The sequence below is a fragment of the Candidatus Obscuribacterales bacterium genome, from assembly GCA_036703605.1.
Taxonomy (GTDB): domain Bacteria; phylum Cyanobacteriota; class Cyanobacteriia; order RECH01; family RECH01; genus RECH01.
Window position 1 is genome coordinate 1 of the sequence record DATNRH010000939.1, and the last position, 3,645, is coordinate 3,645.

Below are 3,645 nucleotides of genomic sequence, written 5' to 3' on the forward strand. Positions count from 1 at the left end.
CTCCCCTGGATGCAGTTGCGGGATCAAGCAGCTTTCCAACCACACCTCAAAAACAACGCGATTACAGGAACCCTCCACTGTAAAGGGCGCGATGAGGTCTCCATCCCGATACCCCGCAATCCTATTCACCCGTCCCTGACGCCGACCCGATTTCATCGCATAGAACCGTTCTCCTATGGGAGAGTAGCCATAGCCATAGGTGTCCCGCTCATCCATCCCAGACTCATCGACGTAGGTCACAGACGCCTGGAACACTTGGCTCAACCAGGCTAGGAAGGCTGCTCGTTTCTCCTCGTCTCGTTGGATATACCCGTAGGTTTTTTTTTACGGCTGTAGCGAATCTTCGCGATGGCCCGTGAGATGGTAGGTTGGCTGACCTCACCGTCCCACAGTTCGGCTAGTTCCCGCTGAGTTTTGTCGCTATGAGCACCGACGAAGGCCTCGAATCTCTCCCAATCGTTGATTTTGGGTGGGCGCTGGGTTCGGGTTCGGGGGGTGGGTTTGATATCGCCGGTTTGGGCTTTGCGCTGACACCACAAGTTGATGGTGTTGCGGCTGATGTTGAACAGTTGACTGGCTTCGCATTTCTTGAGTCCGTCCAACTCGATCGCCTGCATCACATTGCGTCGGAAGTCGTCACTATAGGGTTTAGCCATGGAGAGAGTAGAGGCAAGGGAACTCTTTTAGCATACGTCCTAGCCTTAATGAATGCAGCTATATCACGTCTCATCGGTGTCGGGTGTTGCTGGAACGTCCGGCCGTTGCTGGAACGTCCGGCCGTTGTGTAGTGGGTGACGGGATAGCATGGGTGGGTGGAGGCTGTAGCAAGAGGTGGGCATTCAACTGGATTGATTAGATAGTGTGGAGTAGAGGCATTTGGGCTGGCAACAACTGGCACTGCTGTTGATGCTTGAGATGAAGCCCCTAGAGCGTGTTTCAAGAAAAGCAGAAACCGTGCCACGCTATTTGTCATTACAGCAGAAAGGTTGCGTGACTGGGGCTATAGCGATCGCATCATTTTAGCGAGTCGCCCCAACAGTCGTTGAGCTGTACTGGATACGGATTTGTTGAGCCGCTAATGAATGGTTGATGGTTGTCTGTACTTTATGGGATGGGGTTCTGGACTGACATAGTGCTGAAGCGATCGAGGGTATGTACTAGCCAGGTGCAAATCCATGCAAAATAATCGAAATCATCAAAGAAATGAGGATTGAAGGTGCCTGCGTTATGGGTTGCCTTTGAGCTGTTCAGCAGCTAGATTCGTGGTGCGATCGCTCACAAGACTCCCAGCACGCGATGGAGGATGGTGCGATCGCATTACTCATGGGCAGGGGATCTCGGCATCCAAGGGTATAGCGATCATCCTAAACCAGAACACCAGCGATCTGCCGCAGTTGCTCAGCCCAAGTTTGAGCGCGGCGAGCTATGACTTGGCGCTGGGAATCTGTAGCCCAAGTCTCGTCCCAATGCAGATGCCAGCGAGAGAGTTGCCGTTGGATCTGGGCTAATTCAAAGGCTTGATCGATGTTCAAATCCATCGCAGTTAGTTCAACCCATGCCTTTGCCTGGCGTAGGGTGGTCAGTGCTTCATCGGCAGCGGTGTCTTCTTCACTCAATGTGGCGAGCTGGGAGAAGGTTTGTGCCAGCATTTCTAGCCGCAGGGAGAGGCGTTGACAGCGAAAGGCAAGGTCTTCAGGACTCCAATGATTCATAGTCTTCCTAGCAATCTGTCGATGATGTCTCGAACCTGCTGGCGCACTGCAGCGTCCAGAATTTGCATGGAGCGATTTTGACGTGGACGAAGGTTGACCATTGATTCATAAAGGATATCTTGGGTCACGGGATTCCAGCTTGCACCCCAAAGATCACCCTGATAACTGCCATTATCTAGCAATGTAACTTCACAATCGGAGTGCATTTCTCCACCCCCCGCCAAAATTTCTAGACGGATATCGACGACGGTTTTGATGTAAAACCGATGAGCCTCTAGCATAGCTTCCAATTGTTCTATTGTTGCAGGCTCATACAGGATGTGAATAATCAATAGTTTGGGATAGAAATGTTTGGGATAGAAGGGGATGAAACTTCAGTTTCCAGTACAGGAGAGTATAGATTGACGAATTCTAGCCTGCAACAGTGGGGAGATGTTTGAGGTCACTGACCTGAACTTGTACAAAATCTAATGGTTTCAATCTTGCATACCTGGGTGGGGTCGGGGACTATGGTGACTATATAGGGGCGTTGACCTCTAACTTGATAGGACTGATCTGCGATGCGTTGTTCTCGTTCTCGGATGCCTGCTCTACCGATATCCCGTCCTGCAAGGGATTGGGGTGTTTTTTCGCTGTTGTTGCGGGGATCTGCCCGCCGACGGATGGCGGCGGTGGTGATGGCGGTGGCGCTGGTGGCTCCGATGGGGATAGGGGTAGGGCGGATGTCGTCGTTGGTGGCTCAGACGTTGACGACCGAGCAAGCTGCTGCCTTGGAAGAGGCAAATCGTTTGGATCAACAAATGATTCAGCTTTATCAACAGGGACAATATGATGAAGCGATTCCCTTAGCCCAACAAGCTTTAGACATCCGAGAAACGGCGCTGGGTGAGAATCATCTTTATGTCGCCACCAGCCTCAATAATCTGGCAGAGTTATATCGAGCGCAGGGGAATTACGCGGCGGCCGAACCGCTCTTTCAGCAATCGCTCGCTATTCGAGAAACCGCCCTAGGCGAAAATCATCCCGATGTTGCCACCAGTCTTAATAATCTGGCTAACTTGTATCTGGATCAGGGAAATTACGCTGCCGCTCAACCCCTCTTAGAGCACTCGCTCTCGATTTATGAAACTACTTTCGAAAGCAATCATTCTGAGGTTGCAAGCATCCTGAATAATCTAGCAACTTTGTATCACGACCAGGGGGATTACATCTCTGCAGAATTGCTCTACCAGCGTTCACTCTTCATTTATGAAACGGCCTTTCAAGCTAATCATCCCAATATGGCCAGAGTCCTTAATAACCTAGGAGGTTTGTATCAAGACCAAGGGAATTATGCTGCTGCTGAAATTAGTTACCAGCAATCACTGGCTCTTCTCCAAGCGAGCGTGAATGTAAATCATCCCGATATTGCAACCCTCCTGATTAATTTAGCATCGTTGTATCAAGATCAAGGAGATTATGCCACCGCAGAGCCTCTCTTACAGCAATCTCTCATTATCCTAACAGCGGTACTGGGCGTGAATCATCCTCGTATTGCTGTAAGTCTCGACAATTTGGCAAGAGTCTATCTTCACCAGGGTAAGTACGAAGAGGCTGCAACTTTCTATGAACGCTCGCTCTCTATCTTGGAAACTGCTTTAGATGAGAATCATCCTGATGTTGCCAGCAGCTTCAACAATCTAGCCAGGTTGTATCAAGAACAGGGAAATTACGCGGCGGCCGAACCGCTTTATCAGCGCTCGCTCTCAATTTATGAAACTGCCTTGGGTGAGAATCATCCCAATGTTGCTCTCAGCCTCAATAATCTGGCGTCGCTGTATCAAGCACAGGAAAATACTGCAGCGGCACTGCCACTACTTGAACGAGCCGCAGAAAGTCGAGAAGCCCAACTAGAACTGACCCTGGCGGTCATTTCTGAGGCACGACGGCGGGC

At 50.5% G+C, this 3,645-nt stretch carries 5 protein-coding genes; 1 reads left to right on the forward strand and 4 read right to left on the reverse strand.

Annotated elements, in window-relative coordinates:
• The 4 genes from V6D20_19325 to V6D20_19340 form a co-directional block, all read right to left on the reverse strand.
• A partial coding sequence (locus V6D20_19325; GenBank protein HEY9817934.1) for a transposase occupies positions 1–255 on the reverse strand: 255 nt, incomplete at its 3' end.
• Positions 256–269: 14 nt separating this feature from the next.
• A complete protein-coding gene (locus V6D20_19330) occupies positions 270–656 on the reverse strand; it encodes an IS630 transposase-related protein (GenBank protein ID HEY9817935.1) in 387 nt (128 codons plus the stop codon).
• Positions 657–1,364: 708 nt separating this feature from the next.
• Complete coding sequence (locus V6D20_19335; GenBank protein ID HEY9817936.1) at positions 1,365–1,712, reverse strand: hypothetical protein; 348 nt, start codon at positions 1,710–1,712, stop codon at positions 1,365–1,367.
• On the reverse strand, positions 1,709–2,044 hold the full coding sequence (locus V6D20_19340) for a DUF5674 family protein (GenBank protein ID HEY9817937.1): 336 nt from the start codon (positions 2,042–2,044) through the stop codon (positions 1,709–1,711). The genes V6D20_19335 and V6D20_19340 overlap by 4 nt, the downstream gene beginning before the upstream one ends.
• Positions 2,045–2,374: 330 nt before the next feature.
• On the opposite strand from V6D20_19340, the gene V6D20_19345 reads away from it, so the two are divergent.
• A partial coding sequence (locus V6D20_19345) for a tetratricopeptide repeat protein (GenBank protein HEY9817938.1) occupies positions 2,375–3,645 on the forward strand: 1,271 nt, incomplete at its 3' end.

What these genes read in the sequence shown, in the direction of transcription:
- V6D20_19330 (HEY9817935.1), bottom strand. Translation starts at nt 656, where the DNA reads ATGGCTAAACCCTATAGTGACGACTTCCGACGCAATGTGATGCAGGCG.
- V6D20_19335 (HEY9817936.1), bottom strand. Translation starts at nt 1,712, where the DNA reads ATGAATCATTGGAGTCCTGAAGACCTTGCCTTTCGCTGTCAACGCCTC.